Source organism: Roseobacter weihaiensis, assembly GCF_020622345.1.
Lineage (GTDB): Bacteria > Pseudomonadota > Alphaproteobacteria > Rhodobacterales > Rhodobacteraceae > Roseobacter > Roseobacter weihaiensis.
This window is the reverse complement of sequence record NZ_JACNMO010000002.1, coordinates 152437-175112: the sequence shown is the minus strand read 5'-3', so window position 1 is coordinate 175112 and position 22676 is coordinate 152437. Positions and strand designations below refer to the sequence as shown.

Annotated in this window: 23 protein-coding genes and 1 tRNA gene; 16 read left to right on the top strand and 8 right to left on the bottom strand. The window is 62.4% G+C overall.

The annotated features are described in order from the left end of the window. The first annotated feature begins 18 nt into the window (after positions 1-18). The gene (gene ssb / locus H7847_RS03160; protein WP_227267935.1) at positions 19-516 is read left to right on the top strand and encodes a single-stranded DNA-binding protein; all 498 of its coding nucleotides are present in this window, start codon (positions 19-21) and stop codon (positions 514-516) included. Beyond that, positions 516-953 carry a GNAT family N-acetyltransferase gene (locus H7847_RS03155; RefSeq protein ID WP_227267934.1) on the top strand — a complete coding sequence of 146 codons (438 nt, stop codon included), beginning with the start codon at positions 516-518 and terminating at the stop codon, positions 951-953. Before ssb ends, H7847_RS03155 begins: the two co-directional genes overlap by 1 nt. Before the next feature lie 24 nt (positions 954-977). Here H7847_RS03155 and aroB read toward each other — a convergent pair whose 3' ends face one another. Together aroB and H7847_RS03145 are read right to left on the bottom strand one after the other, a co-directional pair. Continuing rightward, a complete protein-coding gene (gene aroB / locus H7847_RS03150; RefSeq protein WP_227267933.1) occupies positions 978-2093 on the bottom strand; it encodes a 3-dehydroquinate synthase in 1116 nt (371 codons plus the stop codon). Beyond that, a complete protein-coding gene (locus H7847_RS03145; protein ID WP_227267932.1) occupies positions 2086-2679 on the bottom strand; it encodes a shikimate kinase in 594 nt (197 codons plus the stop codon). Before H7847_RS03145 ends, aroB begins: the two co-directional genes overlap by 8 nt. A 78-nt stretch (positions 2680-2757) precedes the next feature. Here H7847_RS03145 and H7847_RS03140 point away from each other — a divergent pair, with 78 nt between their 5' ends. Genes H7847_RS03140 through H7847_RS03130 form a run of 3 tightly spaced genes read left to right on the top strand, consistent with a single transcriptional unit; the run spans position 2758 to position 5409 of the window. Next, a complete protein-coding gene (locus tag H7847_RS03140; protein ID WP_227267931.1) occupies positions 2758-2907 on the top strand; it encodes a hypothetical protein in 150 nt (49 codons plus the stop codon). Then, positions 2897-4438, top strand: coding sequence for a hypothetical protein (locus tag H7847_RS03135; RefSeq protein ID WP_227267930.1), 1542 nt, complete (start codon positions 2897-2899; stop codon positions 4436-4438). The genes H7847_RS03140 and H7847_RS03135 overlap by 11 nt, the downstream gene beginning before the upstream one ends. Further along, positions 4435-5409 carry a site-specific tyrosine recombinase XerD gene (locus H7847_RS03130; RefSeq protein WP_227267929.1) on the top strand — a complete coding sequence of 325 codons (975 nt, stop codon included), beginning with the start codon at positions 4435-4437 and terminating at the stop codon, positions 5407-5409. The genes H7847_RS03135 and H7847_RS03130 overlap by 4 nt, the downstream gene beginning before the upstream one ends. On the opposite strand, the gene H7847_RS03125 is transcribed toward H7847_RS03130, so the two are convergent. Continuing rightward, positions 5346-6161, bottom strand: coding sequence for a metallophosphoesterase family protein (locus H7847_RS03125; RefSeq protein WP_319799739.1), 816 nt, complete (start codon positions 6159-6161; stop codon positions 5346-5348). The two genes, H7847_RS03130 and H7847_RS03125, sit on opposite strands and share 64 nt — an antisense overlap. Before the next feature lie 73 nt (positions 6162-6234). On the opposite strand from H7847_RS03125, the gene H7847_RS03120 reads away from it, so the two are divergent. Continuing rightward, positions 6235-7542, top strand: a complete 1308-nt coding sequence (locus H7847_RS03120; protein ID WP_227267928.1) for an HlyC/CorC family transporter — start codon at positions 6235-6237, stop codon at positions 7540-7542. Between the two features lie 313 nt (positions 7543-7855). Continuing rightward, positions 7856-8518: a VPLPA-CTERM sorting domain-containing protein gene (locus H7847_RS03115; protein ID WP_227267927.1), complete on the top strand. Its 663-nt coding sequence runs from the start codon at positions 7856-7858 to the stop codon at positions 8516-8518. A 72-nt stretch (positions 8519-8590) separates the two neighbouring features. Here H7847_RS03115 and H7847_RS03110 read toward each other — a convergent pair whose 3' ends face one another. Then, positions 8591-11014, bottom strand: coding sequence for a GcvT family protein (locus tag H7847_RS03110; RefSeq protein ID WP_227267926.1), 2424 nt, complete (start codon positions 11012-11014; stop codon positions 8591-8593). Between the two features lie 337 nt (positions 11015-11351). On the opposite strand from H7847_RS03110, the gene H7847_RS03105 reads away from it, so the two are divergent. The 4 genes from H7847_RS03105 (at position 11352) to H7847_RS03090 (ending at position 15755) form a co-directional block, all read left to right on the top strand. Beyond that, complete coding sequence (locus H7847_RS03105; RefSeq protein ID WP_227267925.1) at positions 11352-12092, top strand: class I SAM-dependent methyltransferase; 741 nt, start codon at positions 11352-11354, stop codon at positions 12090-12092. 242 nt (positions 12093-12334) lie between these two features. Further along, positions 12335-12562, top strand: coding sequence for a hypothetical protein (locus tag H7847_RS03100; protein ID WP_227267924.1), 228 nt, complete (start codon positions 12335-12337; stop codon positions 12560-12562). Positions 12563-12690: 128 nt separating this feature from the next. Continuing rightward, positions 12691-15096 carry a GcvT family protein gene (locus H7847_RS03095; protein ID WP_227267923.1) on the top strand — a complete coding sequence of 802 codons (2406 nt, stop codon included), beginning with the start codon at positions 12691-12693 and terminating at the stop codon, positions 15094-15096. Between the two features lie 38 nt (positions 15097-15134). Beyond that, positions 15135-15755 (top strand): nucleotidyltransferase family protein, encoded by a 621-nt coding sequence (locus tag H7847_RS03090; RefSeq protein ID WP_227267922.1) that lies wholly within the window; start codon positions 15135-15137, stop codon positions 15753-15755. Positions 15756-16146: 391 nt separating this feature from the next. Here H7847_RS03090 and H7847_RS03085 read toward each other — a convergent pair. Next, positions 16147-16230, bottom strand: a tRNA-Leu gene (locus tag H7847_RS03085). Positions 16231-16358: 128 nt separating this feature from the next. On the opposite strand from H7847_RS03085, the gene H7847_RS03080 reads away from it, so the two are divergent. Beyond that, the gene (locus H7847_RS03080) at positions 16359-16937 is read left to right on the top strand and encodes a YqaA family protein (RefSeq protein ID WP_227267921.1); all 579 of its coding nucleotides are present in this window, start codon (positions 16359-16361) and stop codon (positions 16935-16937) included. After that, positions 16934-17392, top strand: coding sequence for a disulfide bond formation protein B (locus H7847_RS03075; RefSeq protein ID WP_227267920.1), 459 nt, complete (start codon positions 16934-16936; stop codon positions 17390-17392). Before H7847_RS03080 ends, H7847_RS03075 begins: the two co-directional genes overlap by 4 nt. Here the strand turns inward: H7847_RS03075 and H7847_RS03070 are convergent. After that, on the bottom strand, positions 17389-17814 hold the full coding sequence (locus H7847_RS03070; RefSeq protein ID WP_227267919.1) for an Lrp/AsnC family transcriptional regulator: 426 nt from the start codon (positions 17812-17814) through the stop codon (positions 17389-17391). The genes H7847_RS03075 and H7847_RS03070 overlap by 4 nt on opposite strands. 110 nt (positions 17815-17924) lie before the next feature. Between H7847_RS03070 and rocF the strand changes: the two genes are divergently transcribed. Beyond that, positions 17925-18845 (top strand): arginase, encoded by a 921-nt coding sequence (gene rocF, locus H7847_RS03065; protein WP_227267918.1) that lies wholly within the window; start codon positions 17925-17927, stop codon positions 18843-18845. A gap of 14 nt (positions 18846-18859) precedes the next feature. Then, positions 18860-19909: an ornithine cyclodeaminase gene (locus H7847_RS03060; protein ID WP_227267917.1), complete on the top strand. Its 1050-nt coding sequence runs from the start codon at positions 18860-18862 to the stop codon at positions 19907-19909. 94 nt (positions 19910-20003) lie between these two features. On the opposite strand, the gene H7847_RS03055 is transcribed toward H7847_RS03060, so the two are convergent. Then, on the bottom strand, positions 20004-21149 hold the full coding sequence (locus tag H7847_RS03055; RefSeq protein WP_227267916.1) for an FAD-dependent monooxygenase: 1146 nt from the start codon (positions 21147-21149) through the stop codon (positions 20004-20006). Between the two features lie 79 nt (positions 21150-21228). Continuing rightward, positions 21229-21651, bottom strand: coding sequence for an RNA polymerase-binding protein DksA (gene dksA / locus H7847_RS03050; RefSeq protein ID WP_227267915.1), 423 nt, complete (start codon positions 21649-21651; stop codon positions 21229-21231). A 167-nt stretch (positions 21652-21818) separates the two neighbouring features. On the opposite strand from dksA, the gene H7847_RS03045 reads away from it, so the two are divergent. Further along, on the top strand, positions 21819-22661 hold the full coding sequence (locus H7847_RS03045) for an AAA family ATPase (protein WP_227267914.1): 843 nt from the start codon (positions 21819-21821) through the stop codon (positions 22659-22661). Positions 22662-22676 lie beyond the last annotated feature (15 nt).

Below are 22676 nucleotides of genomic sequence, written 5' to 3'. Positions count from 1 at the left end.
GATCAAGGGGGAGGCACGATGGCCGGCTCAGTCAACAAGGTAATTCTCATCGGCAACCTGGGGCGTGACCCTGAGGTGCGCAGCTTTCAGAACGGTGGCAAGGTTTGCAATCTGCGGATCGCAACCTCCGAGACCTGGAAAGACCGCAACACAGGCGAGCGGAAAGAGCGCACCGAATGGCACTCGGTTGCGATCTTTCAGGAAGGTCTGGTGCGCGTGGCCGAACAATATCTGCGCAAGGGCTCCAAGGTGTACATCGAGGGCCAGTTGCAAACCCGCAAATGGCAGGATCAATCCGGTCAGGACCGCTATTCCACTGAAGTGGTCTTGCAGGGCTATGGCGGGACGCTGACCATGCTGGACGGACGCGATGGCGGTGGCAGCGGGGGCGGCGGATACGGCGGCGGCGGCCAGTCATCGGGCTATGACGACCGGGGCGGTGACAGCTATGGCGGCGGCGACGGCTCTCCCAGCCCGACACCCTCCCGTGATCTGGACGACGAAATCCCCTTCTGATGCCAGGGCTGCCGCTGATCCGGCCTTTGACAGAGGCGGACACAGCGGCAGCTCTGGTACTCTATAATACACTGACATTCGGCCCTGAGACACAGGACGTCGCCGCTTTCAGGGCCGTTTTGCATCACCCCGGCACCACGGTCCTCGGGGCAGAGGTGGATCAGCAGCCGCGCGCGATGGTCACCTTGCATCTTATGCCCAATGTCACCTGGGGCGGGCGCCCTTACGGGTTGATCGAAAACGTGGTGACCGCGCGGGAGTTCCGGCATCGGGGGTTGGGCAAGGCGCTTCTGCATGCTGCCGCCGATATGGCCTGGGCCCGCAACGCCTATAAGCTGATGCTGATGACGGGCCGGAAGCGGGGCGCAAAGGGCTTTTACGAAGCCGCGGGATTTTCGGCAGAAGATAAATTCGCGATGGTCCTGCGTCCCCCCTGACCCGCAGGGGTGATCCCCGGCACGCTATATTCGCTGATCCAAAGCATCGTTCAGAACGCCCAGAACGTCATTTGCGGCCACATCGGCGGTGACAAAAGCCTCCCCAATGCCGCGCGCCAGAATGAACCTCAACTGACCCTGCACCACCTTCTTGTCCTGTCCCATCAGCGCAAGCAGAGCCTCCGCATCGGGCAGATCGCCGGGAATATCACGCAGGTCGGTTTTCATGCCCATATCGCTCAGGTGCGCACGCACCCGGCTGGGGCATTCCTGCGCACAAAGCCCCATGCGCGCGGACAACTCAAACGCCATGGCACAGCCGATCGCCACGCCTTCGCCATGCAACAGCCGGTCAGAATAGCCCGTCGCTGCCTCCAGCGCATGGCCAAAGGTGTGCCCGAGGTTCAACAGGCCGCGGTCGCCCTGCTCCGTCTCGTCCCGCGCCACGATGTCGGCTTTCATCTGCACCGACCGGCGCACGGCCTCGACACGCGCGGACAGATCGCCCGCCGCCAGAACCGGTCCCTGCTCTTCGAGCCAGGCAAAGAAGTCAGCGTCCCCAAGCAGGCCGTATTTGACCACCTCGCCATATCCGGCCAGAAAATCACGCGGGGTCAGCGTGCCCAGAGTATCGGTGTCGGCCAGCACGAGGCTGGGTTGATGGAAGGCGCCGATCAGGTTCTTGCCCTGGGCTGCGTTGATCCCGGTCTTGCCGCCCACGGAGCTGTCGACCTGCGCCAAGAGGGAGGTCGGGATCTGCACGAACCGCACTCCCCGGCGCAGGATGGCGGCGGCAAAGCCTGCAAGATCACCGATCACACCCCCGCCAAAGGCCACAACGATGTCGCCCCGCTCCACCTTCTGGTCGAGGAGCCAGCCGACCGACCCCTCCAGCGGCCGCCAGGATTTGGTGGCCTCTCCGGCGGGCAAGCGTAGCGCCTGCATGGTAATCCCTGCCGCCGCCAACCCGGCCTCAAGGGCGGTCAGATGCAGCTCGGCCACACGCTCATCGGTCAGAACGGCAACCCTTGGCCGCGTCAGCAGCGGCGCGATCTGCGCGCCGGCCTCCGCAATCAGCCCCGGCCCGATCAGCACGTCATAGGCGCGACCGGGCAAATCGACATGGACGGTTTCACGCATCTGATTTCTCCAGAACATCGGGGCGGGCGAGCAAAACCTCCGCCACCCGCAGCGCCATCTTGTCGATGGCCACCGGCGGTGCGCAGGGCACGCGCAGATCGGCCTTGGCATACTCCGGCACGCGGGCCTCAAACAGCTTGGTCAGCGTCGCCTCGGGGTCCTGCGTGCGCAAAAGCGGACGGGTGTCGCGATGTTTCACGCGATTCCACAACAGCTTGATATCCGCATCAAGCCAGACCGACACCCCCTTTTGCGAAATCGCGCGCCGGTTCACGGGCGATAGAAACGCCCCGCCGCCGGTGGACAGCACACAGGCCGCCCCGCCCAGGAGCCGATTGATCACTTCGCTCTCGCGGGCCCGGAAGAACGCCTCGCCATCGCGGGCAAAAATCTCGGGGACGGTCATATTGGCGGCCTCCTCGATCTCGTGATCCGAATCGAGAAACGCCACCCCCAGAAGCTGCGCCAGCGCCCGGCCCACAGCCGTCTTGCCCGCGCCCATCATGCCGACCATGACGATTGTCTTTTTCAACACAAATCTGTGTGTTTGACCGGTTTCGGCCGCAGATTGCTCAATTTCGCTCATAATCGCTTGAATGACGTGATATTGGTAGAAAGGCCATATATATCTTAAAGAAAAACGGCAGGCACAAAAGGCAGTATTATGTTTCGGCTCTTCAAATTTCTGATCTTTCTTGCGGTCATCGGAATGATCGCGCTGGCGGGCTATGCCTATGTCGGGCCCTTCTTCGGGGTCGATTTTTCCGCGCCCCAAACCGAAAACCGAACACCTGTCACGCTGGATGCGAATTAAACCTCTTTCATATCTCTGCGGCGTGCTCTGCGGGGTCGGTTTTGCAGCCGCCGCACAAGAGCAACCGCTGTCGGTCATCGATTGGGTCAAACGCAATCCCGACCAGCCCGCGATCACCTCGGCCCTCCCACAAAGGACGTTCGAGCCACCGGTCAGCCCCGGTGCCTTGGCGCCGGAGGTGACGGTGAGCCCGCTGAGCGAAGAGGCCCGGCGGATCATCGGCCTGGTGCCGGCATCGGTCACCGGCCTGCCCGAAGGGCTGTGGTCGGGCAGCATGGCCGAGACCCTCAAGGGGCAGCTAGACGCGCTGGCCGATTTCAGGTTGCCGGCGGCGCAGGCATTACTTTTCACAGTCTTGCTGACGGAGGCGGAGGGCCCCGGCGCGGATGTCGAGGGCGAAGATCTGCTGACCCTTGCCCGGGTGGACGCCCTGATGCGTTTCGGCGCGCCGGACCCGGCAATGGCCTTGCTGGAACAGGCAGATGTGACCCGCGATGTGGCCCATTTCTCGGCCTATATGGATGTGGCCCTGCTGACCGGTGCAGAAGACCGGGCCTGTGCCATTCTGGCCGCACACCCGCATCTGGCCCCTTCGCTCGGACACCGGACATTTTGTGCTGCGCGGCAGGGCGACTGGCCCACGGCGGCGCTGCTCTTTGACACCGGGCGCTCACTGGACGCCCTGCCAGACGCGGAAGCCGCCGCGCTGGAGCGGTTTCTGCACGCCGAAGCCTATGAGGATGCCGCCCCCCTGCCCCGGCCCGACCACATGTCCCCGCTGTTGTTCCGGCTGCATGAGGCGATTGGTGAGCCGATGCCAACCGGCACCCTGCCGCGGGCCTATGCGGTGGCCGATCTACGCGATCTGGCCGGGTGGAAACCACAGCTCGAAGCCGCCGAGCGTCTGGCGGTGACCGGCGTGCTGCCGGCCAACCGGCTGCTGGGTCTTTACACGGCGCGCCAGCCCGCGGCCTCGGGCGGGGTCTGGGACCGGGCCCGCGCCGTGCAGCGGTTTGAGACGGCCCTGCGCACCCGTTCAACCGACGCCATCGCCAAAAGCCTGCCCCCCGCATGGGGCGCGATGCAGGCCGCGGGCCTCGAGCTGATCTTTTCCGACCTCTTTGCCGAGGCGCTGATGCGGTACCCGCTGACAGGAAAACCGGCAGAGATTGCGCAATCCATGGCTTTGCTGTCAGCGTCCTACGCCCAGGTTGCCGCGCAAAACGGGGTGCCCGCGTTTCTGTCCGGAATTGCCGCGGGTCAGGTTGAGGGGCTGACGGCAGAGGACCCCATACGCGCCGCGATCCTCGCAGGCTTTGACGTGCAAAACGCCCGGCGGGACCTGATGGAGATGGCCCGCAACGGACGCATGGGAGAGGCGCTCCTGCGCGCGCTGACCCTGCTCGATGACGGCGCGGCGGGGGATCCGCTGGCCCTGACGCAGGCGCTGGCCACCCTGCGGGCGCTGGGGCTGGAGGACACCGTGCGCCGCGCGGCCCTGCAAACGCTTTTGCTGGAACGCTACAGTTGACGGCTGCCGGCCCCCATTGGATTTCCGCCTTTCTGGAGGCGCAGGCCGCTGAGCTGGGGGCCGCCCGCAACACGCTTCTGGCCTATGGTCGGGATCTGAAGGATTTTGAAGCCTGGCTGGACCACCGCGCCGCACAATTTCACGCCGTGACACAAGCGGATGTGGAGGCCTATCTGATCGCCTGCGACGCGCAGGGGTTGTCACGGGCGACACGCGCCCGCAGGCTTTCGGCCATCAAACAGCTCTACCGCTTTGCCTTTGAAGAAGGCTGGCGCGACGACAACCCTGCCCTTCAGATCATGGGACCGGGGCGCGACAGGAAACTGCCCAAAACCCTTTCGGAAGAAGAAGTCGACAGGCTGCTGGAGGCTGCGCGCAGCTCCGGCCGCAACACCTCGGATCGCCTCCGCAACATCTGCCTGATGGAACTGCTTTACGCCACCGGCATGCGCGTGACGGAGCTTGTCAGCCTGCCGGTCTCCGCCGCGCGCGGCGACCCCCGCATGCTTCTGATCCGCGGCAAGGGCGGCAAGGAACGGATGGTGCCGCTCTCGCCGCCCGCGCGCACCGCCCTTGCCGCCTGGATCGAGGTCTGGGACGCCACCGCCGCCGATCAAAAGGCCAAGGGGCGCGCGCCCTCCAAATTCCTGTTTGCCTCGCGGGGCACTTCCGGGCATCTGACCCGGCACCGGTTTTACCTGCTCATCAAGGAATTCGCCGTCACCGCAGGTGTGAGTCCCGACAAGGTGACCCCGCACACGCTCAGACATGCCTTTGCCACGCATCTTCTGGCCAATGGGGCCGATTTGCGGTCGATCCAGACGCTGCTGGGCCACGCGGATGTGGCCACCACCGAAATCTATACCCATGTGCTGGAGGCCCGGTTGTCAGAACTGGTCCTGACCCATCACCCCCTGGCCAGGGACGACGCGCGTAATTCGGCAGGCAATACCTCCTCGGACGGCCAGTAGCCACTGCGCAACGCGGTGTGATAGCCCTGATTGAGTCCCGCCCGCAGCATCGCGGCATGGGCGGCCTCCACATCATAGCTCAGCCGGTGGATCAGAACCTCGCCGCCGTCCAACACGCCGTATCGCGTCTGTTGCGCCCCATCGTGCGGCGGCATCCCGATGACACCCGGATTGATCCAGCGGCCCGCCCCAAGCTGGCGGATAAACGGCAGACCGCTGTGCCCGGCGATGACATGATCCACCGGGCCGATGCGCTCTTCTATGAGTGCCCATTCCTGCTCAAAGACCGTCCGGGCGGTGCTGGGCCAGATAAACCGCGCAATATCCGACACCCCGCCGTGGATCACCGCGTAGCGCGCGCCCTGATGCCGGAAACTGACCAGATCGGGGCACCCCGCCATCCAGGCCCGGTCGGCGGGGCCGATCTGGGCGCTCGCAACACTGTACCACCCCGCGCTGAGCAGATCACAGGCGGACCCCTCCTCAAAACCGCATCCGCAGTCCAGCGCCCCTTGCGCCAGTTGCTTTTCGCAGTTGCCAGCCACGACGGTGGCACCGCTTTCACGCACCAGAGCCACCGTCGGCGCGGGATCGCCCGCATAGGCCACCACATCACCGGTGCAGATCATGTTGCGCCCGGAGATGCCAAGATCCCGCGCGATCTCCATCACGGCCTGCATTGCCTGAAGATTCGAATAGGGCCCACCAAACAGCAACAGAGCGCCGTCAATAACCCCCAGATCGCGATGCATCAGCGCTCCTCTCTTGAATGACACCTCGGACGTGCCCATACCATGGACATCACTTTTAGAGGTATCCTCCCAAATGGACACGGCCACTGCAACGCTTGACGCGACTTTCTGGATCACATCCGGCGTAATTCTGTTTCTCTTGGTGCTTTCGGGCTTTTTCTCCGGCTCTGAGACCGCGCTGACCGCCGCCTCGCGCGGCAAGCTGCGCTCCATCGCCGACAAGGGCAGCAAGGGGGCGGAGCGCGCGCTGCTGATCACCGAAGACAACGAACGTCTGATCGGGTCGGTTCTGCTGGGCAACAACCTTGTCAACATTCTTGCCGCCTCGCTGGCGACCTCGATCTTCACCCGCGCCTTCGGGGAAAGCGGCGTGGCGCTGGCCACGCTGGTCATGACACTTCTGGTGCTGATCTTTGCCGAGGTGCTGCCAAAGACCTACGCGATCACCAATTCGGAGAAGGCCGCGAGCCTTGTCTCGCGGCCCATCTCCGTGGTGGTGACCGTTTTTGCGCCGATCGTGGCGGCAGTCCGTCTGCTGGTGCGCGGGGTGCTGCGGGTCTTCGGGGTTACGATCGATCCCGACAGCAACATCCTCGACGTCCATGCAGAGATCGAGGGCGCCCTGACCCTTGGGCACTCCGAAGGGGTGGTCGAGAAAGAGCACCGAGACCGTATTCTCGGCGCGCTGGATTTGAACGAGCGCGTGGTGGAGGAAATCATGCTGCATCGTTCCGGCATCGAAATGATAAATGCCGACGACGCGGCAGAGAACATCCTGCAGCAGTGTCTGCAGTCAAACCACACAAGGCTGCCCGTCTTTCAGGACGATCCCGAAAACATCATCGGAGTCATTCACGCCAAGGATCTTCTGCGCGCGATGTACAAGATCATCGGCGGCCCCGAAGGCGACGCGTCAAAGCTGCGCAGCTTCAAACTCTCCGATGTGGCGATGAAACCCTACTTCGTGCCGGAGACGTCAACCCTCGATGAGCAGATGCGCCAGTTTTTGCGCAGGCGCACCCATTTTGCGCTGGTGGTCGATGAATATGGCTCCCTGCAAGGTCTCATCACGCTGGAAGACATCCTCGAAGAGATCGTCGGCGAGATCACCGATGAACATGATCCGCTGGATGAGCAAACTCTGCAACCGACCGATGACGGGCAATATGTGATCGAAGGAGCGATGACCATTCGGGACCTGAACCGCGCCACGGATTGGAACCTGCCCGATGAGGAAGCCAACACGGTTGCCGGGCTGGTGATCCACGAGGCCCAGATGATCCCGACCACGGGTCAGGTTTTTTCCTTTCATGGCTTCCGCTTCGAGGTCTGCGCGCGGGATGGCAACCGGATCACAGAGCTTAAGATAAGACCCCTCTAAAGGTTAACGGCGCGGACCACGGATCAGGCGGCCAAGGCTATCCGCACACGTAAAGGTGGCAGAATCAATTTGTGACGTGGCGTCAGACTCCACCGGCAGGGGATCAGTATACCGAAGAATTAGGCCAAATTTGGACGTGAATCGGGTCATCTGCATAACCTATACGGGAAATACCAGCTTTTTAATTTATTAAGCGGAAATTCGCTGGACAGCCCCGCGCCGTTTAGAGATATTAATCAAACATTAAACTGTATCAATGGGATGCACGTTCTAGTTGCGTTTGTTAAGGCGCGTTTTCTGCCAAGGAGGCAATATGTATAAAGCAAGTATTCTGGCGGGCATTTTCGCTATGTCCACAACAGCGGCATTTGGTGCTGTGGTTGACTTCGAAAACGAATCCCCCCTCAACCCGGATCCGAATGTGACCAATGTCGGAACATCCTACTCGAATGGAGGCATAACCTTCACGTCGACAGAAGACATGCAGTTGGTCAAGACAGGCGGTCCTTCAAACGGCTTCGTACCAAACGACAGCCCGAACAACGCCAACCCCTTTCCGGTTGATTTCGGTGATATCTTCCTGACGGGTGATTTCAACGGCAACACGGACATGACGTTGTCTTTCGGGACAGATCTGGCGGCGCTGTCTTTCGACATCGTTGACATTGATGGTCCGAACAACACCAGCAACCACGAAACATTCGTGTTCTCATATTTCTACATGGGCGCATTCGTGGACTCGATCACGGTTTCCTCAGACGACACAACACTGGATGCGGAAGTTGTAACCGTTTCCTACAGCGGTCTGTTTGATGAAGTCCAAATCGTTGGTACGACACCAGGCGGGACACGCAACATCGGCTGGGGCATCGACAACATCAACGTCACAGCTGTGCCACTGCCAGCCGCTGGCTTCATGCTTCTGTCCGCTCTTGGCGGCATGGGCCTGATGCGCCGTCGCAAGCGCGCCAGCTAAGACGCAAGTCTGACAGGATCCTTAAGCCGCGCATTCAGTTGCGCGGCTTTTTTTATGGCGTGCGTGACAGCCCTAAGCGCGAAGCCTTTCCCCCTCCGGATCAAAGGGCGGCTTGTGCAGGATCGTGGCGCGATGCGGCTGACCCAGCACCATCACCTCAACCTGATCGCCGGGCTGCACGTCTGTCACATAGCCCATGGCAAGGCTCATGCCGACGCTGTACCCATAGGTACCTGAGGTGACCCGACCAACCCCCTGCCCGTCCTTGAAAATGGGTTCCCCGCCTGTCGCATCAGCATTCGACGCCTCGGTCTGCGCATGATCCAGCGCCAGCATCACCAAGTGCTCGCGCGGCGCTCTAGCAAGCGTTTCGATCACGGCCTCCTTGTTCAGGAAATCCTTCTCCAACTTGCAAAGCCGGTCGAGCCCCACCTCTTGTGGCCAGTATTCGGGACTGTATTCGCGCCCCCAGGAGCCATAGCCCTTTTCGATACGCAAGCTCATCAGGGCGCGGCTGCCAACAGGCCCCACATTGAAATCCCGCCCCGCCGGCAGCAACGCCTCAAAGAGCGGCAGTTGATCTTTGGTCGCGCAATGAAGCTCCCATCCCAGATCGCCGGTAAAGCTGACCCGCAACGCCAGCACGCCTATGCCATTGAGCTCGATCCACTTTGAGCGCATGAAGGGGAAATCTTCGGTCGCAAGCGAGGTCGGGGTGAGCCGCTGCAAGATCTCCCTTGATCTCGGCCCCGCCACGTTAAAGCCGCAGATGGCGTCCGTCTGGCTTTCAAAACGCGTGCCATGCGGCAGCGGAACGACATTGAAGAACCGCTGGTGATACCGCTCTGCCAGCCCTGAGCCGATGATCCAGAACGCCTCCTCCGCCACCCGCGTGACGGTGAAATCGCCCGCAATGCCGCCGCGTTTGCCAATCAGCGGCGTCAGGCAGGACCGGCCCACCGACCTGGGCATCTTGTTGGCAAAGACCGCGTTCAGCCAGGTCTCGGCCCCCGGCCCGGCGCAGCGGTATTTGGCGAAATTTGAGATGTCGATGATGCCGGCATGGCGGCGCAGCATCCGGCATTCCGCGCCCACCTGATGCCACCAGTTCTGCCGGGTAAAGCCGTGGGTCTGATCCTCCGATCCTGCCGCTTGCCCGTAATAGAGCGGATGCTCCCACCCGCTGTTCAGCCCGAACACCGCCCCTGCGGCCTGTTGAGCGTCATAAGCCGGGCGGTGGCGCAGGGGCCGACCTGCGGCGCGCTCTTCCTGCGGGAAATGGATCTTGAAACGGTTGGCGTATTGGTCGCCCACCCGCGCGCGGGTGAAGGCTTTGTCCGCCCAGGCCCCGAACCGCGCGATATCCCAGGCAAACATATCGTATCGCGTCTCACCGGTCACAATCCAGTCGGCGGCCAGCAGCCCCATGCCGCCCGATTGCGAAAAGCCCGGAATGATGCCGTTGCAACAGAAATAGTTGCCAAGCTCCGGCACCGGACCAAATAGCACGTTGCTGTCGGGTGACCAGATCATCGGGCCGTTTATCACCCTCTTGATCCCGGCCCTGCCCACCACGGGCACCCGGTCGATGGCGCGCAGCACATTGTCCTCGATCCGCTCCAGATCGTCTGCGAAAAGCTCATGGCCGAATCCTTGCGGAGTGCCCTCCTCGGCCCAGAACGCCACCGCCTTTTCATAGGCTCCGACCAGCAGCCCCTGGCCTTCCTGCCGCAGATAATACTCGCCGTCCCGATCCGCGACCGACGGCAGGCGACGATCCAGCGCGGCGATCTCGGCAATGGTTTCGGTGACAAAATACTGGTGCTCGGTAGGTTGCAAGGGCAGCGTCAGCCCCGCCAGCGCCGCCACCTCGCGCCCCCAAAGGCCCGCGGCATTCACGACCCACTCGGTCGCAATCTCGCCTTTGGGCGTGCGTACGATCCAGCTGCCATCCGGTTGCTGCTCCGTGCCGGTCACCGGGCAAAAGCGGATGATCTCCGCCCCCGCCGCGCGGGCCCCCGCCGCATAGGCATGGGTCACCCCCGAAGGGTCCACATTGCCACCGTCCGGTTCCCACATGATGCACCGGATGCCCTCGAAATCGACAAGCGGATGCAGCCGCTCGGCCTCCTTCTGGCTCACCTCGTGAAAATTCATGCCGTATAGCTTTGCCTTGGCCGCCTGCAAGCGCAACTGATGTTCGCGCGCTTCTGTCTGCGCGAGATAGAGCGCGCCAGGCTGAAAAACCCCGCAACTTTGACCGGTCTCCGCCTCAAGGCTGTTATAGAGAGTCATGGTATAGTGCTGGATGCGACTGATGTTGGTGCTGTCATGCAGGCCGTGGATGTTGGCAGCCGCATGCCATGTGGACCCAGACGTCAGCTCATCCCGTTCCAGCAAGACCACATCCGTCCAGCCCATCTTGGTCAGGTGATAGAGGATCGAGCATCCAATCACGCCGCCTCCGATGACGACTGCTTGGGCGTGGGTGCGCATGGGGGAACTTTCTGTTGAGCGTGAACTTGCATCATCCTGCCCCTCTGGCGCCGTCTTGGTTGGCCCCCCGGCGACATTTCTGGTCGCACCTGAGCAACAGGCCATCGCATCGCATGCCGGTCAATTCTACATTCACCTCATGCTGTTCGGTCTGCCGGAAGACCAGTACGCAAGCCATCTTTGACCGAAACGCCGAGAGATCCTGATCCAGGGCCCGCCCCGCAGGACAAAATCAATCTCTTCAGGTCCTTGCCGGAAAGCCCGCCACAGCGTTGCTGAGCGCTCGCAATTGGTGCCGACTGTTTACGAGACGATATGTTCGTGAGAAGTAGCTTCCATGGACCAGCTGTATCGAGAAGAACGCCTCGTTGAGGTCTACGACGCCTTGAACGCATCAAGGTCCGACTTTGATTTCTATCGCGCGCGCCTCCCGACTCCGCCACGTCGAATCCTGGATATCGGATGCGGGACGGGGCGTTTTGCGCGCGCGCTTGCGTCAGCAGGATATGCCACCACCGCGATTGACCCCGCCCCCCAGATGGTTGCTGCCGCCAAATCAAAGAGCGGTGCAAATGAAGTGATGTGGGTTGTGGGTTTCGTGGCGGATCTGGATCAAAAAGAGCGCTTTGATGCTGCCGTGATGACAGGCCATGCCTTTCAGTGCCTTTTGGCCGAAGACCAGGTGCTTGCGTTATTTCGAGATGTTGCCATTCGGATGTCCGAAGGGGCTTCTTTCTGGTTCGAGACACGTAATCCTGCAGCGAAGGCCTGGGAGCGATGGACGCCCTCGCATGGGGCACCGCCTGTCTCACTGAGCGGTGGTGGCACCGTAAAGGTCACCCGGGACGTGGAAGCGATTGAGGGAGAGGTCATAACACTTTCCGAGAGCTATGCTTTCAGCAACAGCGACAAGCCGACGTTTTCTCAAAGCAAACTCCGCTTTATGCCGCTCCCCACGATTCAGGAGCTGGCGGCGATGGCCGGTCTGCGTACGGTCTCCGTTACCGGTGATTGGGATGGTGCCGCGTTCGATGAAGGCAGCCCCGAGATCATCCTCAAACTCCAGAAAGCTGAATAACACCCCTTGGTCGTTTCCGCAGCACAGGTCACTTTGACCTTTTCCCAGACCTTGGCTGCGCCATGCCATCTTGCAGCCCCGGGCCAGAGCATGCGCGAAAAACCAAACGCACATGACATCTGACACAGGGTGCCTGCAGCCACCGCTACGGCCACGGGTGCCAAAAAGCCCCCGGCAGTGGTGACAGAGCAGCCGCGCTATGGTTTGTTGACCCTGCGTCACAGCGGAAAAAAGAAAAGGTGATGGACAAATACGCCCCCCATGATCGCAAGACACCCAAGCCCGAAGCCAAGCGCCGATGTCATCGCTGCCACGGGTCCGGTCAGGCCCGCTGCGTCAGCTGCGGCGGGCAAGGTCGCATCCTCAAAAGCCGGGACCGTCTGGGCAAGCCGGTCTTTGGCCGCTGCGATGCCTGCTACGGCACCCGGTCGCGCCGCTGTTCCAGTTGCAGTGGCGAAGGATTTTTGTAACAGCAGGCCCCCACCCCCCTGCCCACCTGCTCCCTGCGATCCTCAAAACGGCATGATTGGTCGTTTTCAGCCCAGCCTTCTGCAGTCCAGATGCGCAGTTTGCTGAAAACCACTGACCGGAGGTCGCCATGGAAACCACAACCCGCGTAGCTGTCATCGGCGGAGGCGTCGTGGGGGCCTCCGTGCTCTACCATCTGACCAAGCTCGGCTGGTCCGATGTGATGCTGCTGGAGCGGTCCGAGCTGACATCGGGCTCCACCTGGCACGCGGCGGGCGGGTTTCATACGCTCAACGGGGACACCAACATGGCGGCCCTGCAGGGCTATACCATTCGTCTCTACAAGGAGCTGGAGGAGATCACGGGGCTGTCTTGCGGGTTGCATCACGTGGGCGGTGTGACGCTGGCAGACAACCGTGACCGCTTCGACATGCTGCTGGCGGAGCGGGCAAAGCACCGCTTCATGGGGCTGGATACGGAAATCGTGGGGCCCGAAGAGATCGCCAGAATCGCCCCCATCACCAATCTGGAGGGGATCATCGGCGCGCTCTACGATCCGCTCGACGGGCATCTTGATCCTTCCGGCACCACGCACGCCTATGCCAAGGCGGCCCGCATGGGTGGCGCCACGATTGAAACCCATTGCATGGTGCGCGAGACCACCCAGCGCGCCGACGGCACCTGGGACGTGGTCACCGACAAGGGCACCGTGCATGCCGAACATGTGGTCAACGCGGGCGGTCTTTGGGCCCGCGAGGTGGGGGCGATGGCGGGTGTCTACTTTCCCCTGCACCCGATGGAGCATCAATACATCGTCACCGATGACATCCCCGAGATCTTCGAGCGCGACAGCGAGCATCCGCATGTGATGGACCCCGCGGGCGAGAGCTATCTGCGGCAGGAGGGGCGCGGGCTTTGCATCGGGTTTTACGAGCAGCCCTGCAAACCCTGGGCCGTCGATGGCACACCGTGGTCGTTCGGGCATGAGCTGCTGCCCGATGATTTCGACAAGATCGAAAGCTCCATCGAGTTTGCCTATCAGCGCTTTCCGGTGCTCGCCACGGCGGGGGTGAAATCGGTGATCCACGGCCCCTTTACCTTTGCCCCCGATGGCAACCCGCTTGTCGGGCCGGTGCCGGGCATGCGCAACTACTGGTCCGCCTGCGGCGTGATGGCGGGCTTCAGCCAGGGCGGCGGTGTCGGTCTGACGCTCGCCCAGTGGATCATCGAAGGCGAGCCGGAGCGCGATGTGATGGCGATGGATGTGGCGCGCTTTGGCACCTGGATCACGCCGGGCTACACCCGTCCCAAGGTGATCGAGAACTACCAGAAACGCTTTTCCGTGGCTTACCCGAACGAAGAGCTGCCCGCCGCCCGCCCGTTCCGCACCACGCCGATGTATGACACCTTCACCCGGATGGGCGCTGTCTGGGGCCAGCAGTACGGGCTGGAGGTGGCGAATTACTTTGCCCAAGGGAGTGAGCCTGACTACGAGACACCGTCCTTTCGCCGCTCTGATGCCTTTGACGCGGTCGCACGCGAGGTGAAATCCGTCCGGCAAGCGGTTGGAATCAATGAACTTCAGAACTTCGGCAAGTACCGTGTGTCCGGGGTTCAGGCGCGTGCCTGGCTCGACCGGGTCATGGCCGGTCGGGTGCCCAAACCGGGGCGGCTCAGCCTGTCACCGATGCTGTCGCCGCAGGGCAGGCTGATCGGGGATTTCACGATCTCCTGCCTGAGCGAGACCGAGTTTCGCCTGACCGCCTCCTATGGCGCGCAGGCCTTTCACTGGCGCTGGTTCCTGCAACAGGATCGGGATGGGGTCTTGATCGAAAACCTCTCCGATACGCTGACCGGGTTTCAGATCGCGGGACCCAAAGCACGCGAGGTGCTGGGGGCCGCGACCCGAGACGCAGTCGATCTTGCCTTTCTGGACGTGCGGCGCATGACGATCGGGATGGCGGACTGCCTCGTGCAGCGCGTCAGCTATACCGGAGATCTCGGCTACGAGATCTACTGCGATGTCCAAAGCCAGCGCGCGCTCTGGCAGGTGCTGTGGGAGGCCGGACAGGCGCACGGGATGACCCCCTTTGGCATGCGGGCGATGATGTCGCTGCGGTTGGATCGGTTCTTTGGCAGTTGGATGGCAGAGTTCTCGCCCGATTATACCGCAGCCGAGACGGGGCTGGATCGGTTCATACACTGGAAAAAGGACACAGACTTCATCGGGCGCGCGGCGGCAGAGGCCGAGCGTGCCACCGGCCCCGCGCGCCAGCTTGTCTGGTTCGACGTGGACGCCGAGGATGCGGATGTGCAGGGCTATGAGCCGATCTGGCTAGACGGTGAGGTTGTCGGTTTTTGCACCTCCGGTGGCTATGCGCATCACAGCCAGGCCTCGCTGGCCCTTGGCTTCCTGCCACGAGAGAAAGTGGACAGCACCGAGCGGGTCGCGATTGAAATCCTCGGGGAAATGCGCCCCGCCCGCGTCGTGCGGGTGCCGTCCTTTGACCCGACGGGACAGCGGATGCGGGGCTGACGCTTTCGCGCGCCCGTCAGCTGCGGTAGGCAGAGCCTATGAAACAAACAGACCTCTCCCGCTTGCCCATCATTCTGTTGGCCGCCGGGCAGTCCTCCCGGATGCGCGGGCGGGACAAACTGCTGGAACAGATCGACGGAAAGCCGTTGCTGCGCGACCGGGCAGAGACCGCGCGCGCAGCAACATCCGGGCCGGTGATCGTCGCCCTGCCGCCCGCGCCGCATCCCCGCTATGCAACCCTTGAGGGGTGCGATGTCACACCCTGCCCCATCCCGGACGCCGCTCTGGGCATGAGCGCAAGCCTCAAAGGGGCGCTGGCAGCGCTGCCGCAAGACTGCCCCGCGGTCATGGTGCTGCTGGCGGACCTGCCGGAGTTGACCGCAGAAGACCTGCGCTGCGTGTTTGCGGCGATGGATCAGGATCGCACGGCCGTGATTTGGCGCGGCACCACCCAGGAGGGCGCGCCGGGCCATCCCATCGTCTTTGCCAACCCGCTGTTCGCGGACCTCTCTCGGCTGTCGGGCGACACCGGCGGCCAGGAGGTGGTGCGTCAGCATCGCGACCGCACCGTTCCGGTGCCCCTGCCCGGCCGGCGCGCGCGGCGTGACCTCGACACCCCCGAAGACTGGGCGGCATGGCGGGCAACCCGCCAGCCCTGACGGTCGTCGGATCGACGCCAGTAACCTCAACCATATCAGGGCCGAAGCAGATCATCCGCGTTGCGGACGTCAAGCCGCCGCCGTGCGGCGGCATGGACCGTCAGGCCAGCCTTCTGTTTTGAGCCTCAGGAACAGCAAGCGTCTGTTTCAAAGTCCTAATTTCCAAACCTTTGCATGACCGGGCCGCAGATGGGTCGCCTCTGACACTCCCGACCTCCGTTGGATTGAGAGCGCGCAGAACACACGGCGACAACGGTTTTGCAGCGCAGAGGATACTCAAAGCGGGAATCACATCGGGCAGACCCGGTTTCTCGCAAGGTGCGCAAAGACAACACCACATCGGGGCACACGGGCCGAATCGACCCTGGTCAAACTATCTGGCGCTGATGCGTGGTACCCAAGGCCGGACTCGAACCGGCACGCCTTGCGGCGGGGGATTTTGAATCCCCTGCGTCTACCATTCCGCCACTTGGGCAACGACAGCGACTTACCGCGTGCGCGCCCGCCCGGCAAGAGGATTTTCGCACTTTTCCCCCCCGCCACCTTGACCTGTGCAGATCACCATGCTCTTGCCCTGCCGGACAGGCAGCAGGAAAGCGGCAGATGCTCAGAAAACTCTACGACTGGATGCTCAGCAAGGTGGAACACCCGCAGGCGCTGTGGGTTCTGGCCTTTTTCAGCTTTATCGAAAGCTCTGTCTTTCCGATCCCGCCGGATGTGCTGATGATCCCGATGATCCTGGCCGCGCCGTCGCGGGCCTGGTTGATCGCGACCGTTGCACTGGTGTCCTCGGTGCTGGGTGGGCTTCTGGGCTATGCAATTGGTGCATTCGCCTTTGAGAGCATCGGCCAGCCGGTCCTGCAGAGCCTTGGCAAGGCCGAAGCGATGGAGGCGTTCAACACCAGATTCAACGACCTGGGGTTCTGGGCCGTGCTCACCGCTGGCGTGACACCGTTTCCCTACAAGGTCATCACCATCATGTCCGGCTGGACCAGCATGCCGCTTTTGACCTTTGTGCTGACCTCCATCCTCGCGCGCGGCCTGCGGTTCTATCTGGTTGCGGTGCTTTTGTGGAAATACGGCGCACCGATCCGGGATTTCATTGAACGCCGCCTGGGTTTGATGTTCATTCTGTTTGTCGTCCTGCTCTTTGGGGGCTTTTACGTGCTCAGGTTTCTATGACTGCCAGACAGACCCTTCTGATCGCCTTTATGGGCTCCGGTCTCTTGCTGGCGGGGGCCTATGCCTTTCAGCATCTGGGCGGGATGGCCCCGTGCCAGATGTGTATCTGGCAGCGCTATCCCCACGGGATCGCTGTTGCCGTGGGCGCGCTGGCACTGACCGTGCGGCAAAAGGGTCTGCTGGTGATTGGCGCGCTGGCCGCCGCGACCACTTCGGGCATCGGATTCTATCACATGGGGGTGGAGCAAGGCTGGTGGCAAGGCCCCAGCTCCTGCAGTGCGGGCGCGATTGACGGGATCAGCGCGGAGGCCCTGCTCGACCAGATTCTCGCGGCCCCCTTGGTGCGCTGCGACGAGATTCCCTGGCAGATGTTCGGTCTCAGCATGGCCGGGTGGAACGCGGTGATTTCCCTGGCCCTTGTGGGCTTCTGGCTGATGGCGTTGCGGCGCGCCTAGACTGTCTTTCGGGTCGCCAGCAAGAGGCTGGTCTCGCTGGCCGTGACCCCGTCCAGACGGCGGACCCGGAACAGAATATCATCGAACTGCTCAAGCGTGTCGGTGCCGATCTCCACAATGACATCCCAGCGGCCATTGGTCGAATAGACCCGCCGCATCTCCGGCATGGCATTGAGCTGACGAATGATACGGTCTGTTCCGCGCCCTTCAATTGCGATCATCATCAGGCCGCGCACCGCATCGCGCATCTGCTCTGATTTCAAGACGACGGAAAAGCCTAAAATCTCGCCATTCGCCTTAAGCTTGTCGAGCCGTGCCCGGACGGTCGTGCGCGACCAGCCCAACAGAGACGCAAGTTGTGACAGCGAGGCGCGCGCGTCATGCCGCAGCGCCCCAATCAACCGCCTGTCCATTTCGTCCATCGTAACCACTCATTTCGCCCAGATAGCCATCATACTGCACATTTTGAGTGCTTGATGGCAATACGTTTCGAACCCTAAACAGGGAATCAGGAGAGCAAACGGAGCCCCTGATGACCCACAAGAACTGCATTCTCATCGGCGCACCCGTCGACAGCGGCAAACGACGGCGCGGCTGTTTGATGGGGCCGGATGCCTACCGCACCGCGGACCTTGCCCGCGCCCTGCGTGATCTGGGCCATCGGGTCGAAGATCGCGGAAACGTCGCGCCCGCCCGCTTCACCGCAGAGCCGCATGCCCGGCTGCACGCCTTGCAGGAAACCATTGGCTGGACAGTCTCCCTGGCGGCGGCGGCCGAAAGGGCGCTCCCCGACGGGATGCCGATCTTCATGGGCGGGGATCACGCGCTGTCACTCGGAACGGTCTTGGGAGCCATGCGCCATGCCGAGACCGTCAAACGCCCACTCTTTGTGCTCTGGCTCGATGCCCATAGCGACTTCCATACGCCGGCCACCACCGACAGCGGTCACCTGCATGGCACGCCCCTGGGCTATGTAACCGGGCGCCCCGATTTCGACGGCTTTCCCGCGATCAAAACCCCGCTGCCACAGGAGAACATCGCCATCATCGGCCTGCGCTCGGTCGACAGCGCCGAGCAGGCCGCCCTGCAAGGCACTGCCATTCAGCGCGTGGACATGCGCGAGATCGACGAGCACGGGATCGCCAAACCGCTGGCCGCGTTTCTGGACCGGGTGGCGGCGGCAGAGGGGATGCTGCATGTCTCACTGGATGTCGATTTTCTCGATCCCGCCGTGGCGCCAGCGGTCGGAACCACCGTGCCGGGCGGTGCGACGGTGCGCGAAGGCCATCTGGTGATGGAAATGCTGCACGACAGCGGGCTGATGACCTCTCTCGATCTGGTAGAGTTGAACCCGTTTCTGGATGAGCGCGGGCGGACCGCCCAAGTCATGGTCGACCTCGCCGCCTCCGCCCTCGGTCGCCGTGTGTTCGACCGCCCGACCCGCGCCTACTGACAAGGACCCCAGAGATGCCCCATTCCCTCCCGTCCGACAAAGCGCTCGTCCCGTTCGTTTCGGTGGACCACATGATGCAGCTTATCCATCATATCGGCATTGAGCGGATGCTTCAGGGCCTTGCCGACTACATCGAGGCGGACTTCAAACGCTGGCAGCTCTTTGACAAGACCCCGCGCGTGGCAAGCCACTCTGACGAAGGGGTGATCGAGCTGATGCCCACCTCCGATGGCGAGGTCTACGGCTTCAAATACGTCAACGGGCACCCCAGGAACACCGCTGATGGGCTGCAGACCGTCACGGCTTTCGGGCTTCTGGCCGCCGTTGACACGGGTTATCCGGTCCTGCTGTCAGAGATGACGATGCTGACCGCCTTGCGCACGGCGGCGATGTCAGCACTGGTGGCGCGGCATTTGGCACCCAAAGACGCCACCACCATGGCGATGATCGGCAATGGCGCGCAATCGGAATTCCAGAGCCTGGCGATGAAAGCGGTCTGTGGAATCACCGAAGTGCGCCTTTACGACAGTGACCCCGACGCCATCCGCAAATGCGCGCAAAACCTGGCAGGTCAAGGGCTCAAGGTCACGTCCTGCATCACGGCAGAAGACGCGATCCTGGGGGCACAGATCATCACGACCTGCACGGCGGACAAACAATATGCGACCATTCTGACCGACAACATGGTCGGGGCCGGTGTGCACATTAACGCCATCGGTGGCGATTGCCCCGGCAAGACAGAGCTGGCGCCCGCCATCCTGCACCGCGCCGACATCTTTGTGGAATTCCCCGAACAGACCCGTATCGAAGGCGAAATCCAACAACTGCCTGCCGATCATCCGGTGACCGAGATTTGGGAAGTCCTGGCGGGCAAAGCGTCCGGTCGCACCTCTGACAAGCAGATCACGCTCTTTGATTCCGTGGGCTTCGCCATCGAGGATTTCAGTGCGCTCCGCTACGTGCTGGACCATATCGACGGAACGGCGTTTTTCCACCCGCTCGACCTTTTGGCGGACCCCGACGATCCGCGCGATCTCTTCGGCATGCTGCAACGGGCCAAGTAGTCCGACCCGTCGAGACCCGGGGTTCCGGGCTGGCCCGGAACACAGGAATGGAATGCGCGGGCCTGCCCGCGCGCCGCCGGATCAAGGCGCGGCCTCAATCCGTCACATCATGTCGGTAAATCCAGTCAAACTGGGACATCATCACGCCGGGTGCCAGACGGCTTCCCATGCTCAGCGCCCGATGCGCAGCCCACCGCACGGGCCCGGGCCGCAAGTGGTACTTCCAGGCATTGCCCGAAGCCGCTGAAACCACACGCGCCGCGCGCGCCCGCCGCAGCACCTGATAGCGGGACAGATCATCCCCCGTCACAGCGACGCGGGCCAGAACCCAGGCATCCTCCAACGCAAGATTGGCCCCCTGCGCCATGAAAGGCAGGGTCGGATGCGCGGCATCCCCCAGCAGCGCTGCGCTGTGCTTGACCCATGTCTCGGCCACGGGATGGCGAAAAAGCCCCCAGAGCTTGACCTCTTCGACCGCCGCCAGCAGGGCCCGCACCGGGTCGCCAAAATCCGCAAAGGCAGCGCGCAGGTTTGCCGGGTCATCCGACTGGTGCCACCCCTCTTCTGCCCATGCCTCCCGCTCCTGCACCGCGACGATATTCGTCATGTCACCGCCGCGCAGCGGGTAGCGCACGACGTGCCGCCCCGGCCCCATGGTCACCTTTGCGATGGGCTCCTTCTCGGGGTTTGGCACCAGCGCGCGCCAGGCCACCTGACCGGTGAATTGAGCCGTCGTGGGCCCTGTAATGCTCTCCCGCCCCACGGAATGAAGCCCGTCGGCACAGACCACCAGTTCCGCCCGCGCAGCGCTGCCATCCTCATACCGGACCTCTGAGAGAGGCGCGGGCACAACCGCAACCGCACGCCGGCCCAATTCAATCGACACATTGGCTTCCTGAGCCGCCCGGACCAGAACCGCGACAAGATCCGCCCGATGCACAAAGAGATAGCGTTGCCCCTGCAGGCGCCGCAGGTCCAACCGTGCCACCTGGCGTCCCTTGCGAAAATCCTCCAGAACCACCGCCTCGGCCTGCACCGCGCCGCGCCGGTCCAGCGCTTGCTCCAGCCCCAGCGCCCGCAACACCGCGAGCCCGTTGGGGCTGATCTGCAACCCTGCTCCCACTTCGGTGATTTCAGGCGCCTGTTCGGTCAGGGTGACCGCCACCCCCCGCTGCGCCAGCGCCGTGGCCGCGGTCAAGCCGCCGATCCCGCCACCCACAACAATTGCATTCCGCACCATACCCGGTCTCCACACAACAAAGGCGTCGAAGCCCTGCCCCGACGCCTTCTTTTACACTATCTTATGCACCTGGGTCGTTTCAGTCGTCCCGATGTACTTTTTCGCGCCGCTCGTGACGTTCTTGCGCCTCAAGGCTCATCGTGGCGATCGGACGTGCGTCCAGACGTTTCAGCGAAATCGGCTCACCCGTGACCGAGCAGTATCCGAACTCCCCTTCATCAATCCGCCGCAAGGCCCCGTCGATCTTGCTGACCAGCTTGCGTTGGCGATCCCGGGTGCGCAGCTCAAGCGCGCGGTCGGTCTCTTCCGAGGCACGATCCGCGACATCGGGAATATTGCGCGTCCCGTCCTGCAAGCCTTCTATGGTGTCCTTGCTGCCTGCGAGGAGCTCCGCCCGCCATGTCAGCAGCTTGCGCCGAAAATACTCAACCTGCCGCTCGTTCATAAACGGCTCATCTTCCGCCGGACGGTAATCATCCGGCAAAAAGGATTCCTGCTTCATTTGCTTCCCCTCAACGTGGCTCACTTCTGTCATACGCACCTAGTCCCATAGCCAAGTAGCCCCTGGCGCCAGCATCTACCTCAGAGCCTGTGAATTGTCACTACACAATCCTGAAGTTTTCTGGCTAAAAGAGCGTGAGAAATAGAGTGCAAAGGGTTGACACGCGCATGAAATTCCAAGGAACCCCCGAATACGTCGCCACGGACGACCTGACAATTGCCGTAAACGCCGCTGTCACCCTGGAGCGGCCGTTGCTGGTCAAGGGCGAGCCAGGCACGGGCAAGACGGAGCTGGCGCGGCAGGTCAGCCAGTCGCTGGGTCTGCAGATGATCGAATGGAACATCAAATCCACCACCCGCGCGCAACAGGGGCTTTATGAGTATGATGCGGTCAGCCGCCTGCGCGACAGCCAACTGGGCGACGAACGCGTCCATGACGTCGCCAACTACATCCGCAAGGGCAAGCTGTGGCAGGCCTTTGAAGCAGATGAAAAGGTCGTGCTGCTGATTGACGAGATCGACAAAGCGGATATCGAGTTTCCCAATGATCTGCTGCAGGAACTCGATAAGATGGAGTTCTTTGTTTATGAGACCGGTGAGACGATCAAAGCGCAGCACCGCCCCATCGTCATCATCACGTCGAACAACGAGAAAGAACTGCCCGACGCCTTCCTGCGGCGGTGTTTCTTCCACTACATCCGCTTTCCCGAGATCGATACCCTGCGCAAGATCGTCGAGGTGCATCACCCCGGCATCAAGGAGGCGTTGCTGACCACGGCGCTCACGCAGTTTTACGAGGTCCGTGAGCAGACGGGCCTCAAGAAGAAACCCTCCACTTCGGAAGTGCTGGATTGGCTCAAACTGCTGCTGGCCGAAGACCTGACAGCGGAGGACCTCAAAACCTCCGGTCAGAACGCCCTGCCCAGGCTGCACGGCGCGCTGCTGAAAAACGAGCAGGACGTGCATCTGTTTGAGCGGCTGGCCTTCCTGGCCCGCAGCGGCGGGCGCTAGGCCCCCCTTTGAGTT